Origin of the sequence: Streptomyces sp. UG1, assembly GCF_049974585.1 — a bacterium.
In the GTDB taxonomy this organism is placed as follows: domain Bacteria; phylum Actinomycetota; class Actinomycetes; order Streptomycetales; family Streptomycetaceae; genus Streptomyces.
Genome location: NZ_JBNGGG010000162.1, coordinates 1 through 750, shown reverse-complemented (window position 1 = coordinate 750; position 750 = coordinate 1). Strand labels below are relative to the sequence as shown.

The 750-nt window shown below is 67.3% G+C and carries 1 protein-coding gene; it reads left to right on the top strand.

All coding sequences use genetic code 11. The features are described 5' to 3' along the window. Window positions 1-750 (top strand): ABC transporter ATP-binding protein (locus ACP4J3_RS50815; RefSeq protein WP_426545109.1); only part of this gene is annotated, 750 nt, incomplete at both ends.

The window sequence follows — 750 nt, the reverse complement described above, 5'->3', positions numbered from 1 at the left end:
CACCGCGACCGGCAAGTCGCTGTCGGTGGTGGCATTGCGCAAGACGTACGGCGATGTCGTCGCCGTCGACGAGGCGTCCATGGAGATCGCGGCGGGGGAGTTCGTCACCTTCCTGGGCTCCTCCGGGTCGGGCAAGACCACGACGCTGATGATGATCGCCGGGTTCTGCGAGCCCGACTCCGGGACCATCACCGTCGGCGGCCGGGATGTGACGCGGCTGGCGCCGCAGAAGCGGGGTCTGGGTTTCGTTTTCCAGCAGTACCTGCTGTTCCCGCACATGACGGTGCAGGAGAACGTCGCCTTTCCGCTCACGCTGCGCGGGGTGGGCAAGGAGGAGATCCGTCGGCGGGTGGGGGAGACGCTGGAGATCGCGGGCCTGTCCGGGTTCGGCGGCCGCAAGCCGCGTGAGTTGTCGGGTGGTCAGCAGCAGCGGGTGGCGTTGTGCCGGGCGCTGGTCTACCGTCCGCCGGTGATCCTCATGGACGAGCCGCTGGGCGCGCTGGACAAGAAGCTGCGTGACCAGCTTCAGGTCGAGATCAAGACCATCCAGCAGGAACTGGGCCTGACCGTCATCTATGTGACGCATGATCAGGAAGAGGCGCTGGTCATGTCGGACCGGATCGCGGTGATGCGCAGCGGTCTGATCGAGCAGTTCGACACCCCGCGGGAGCTGTTCGAGCGGCCCAGGACCCCGTTCGTGGCGGACTTCCTCGGCGCGGCCAACTTCCTGCCCGGCCGCGTGGAACAGCA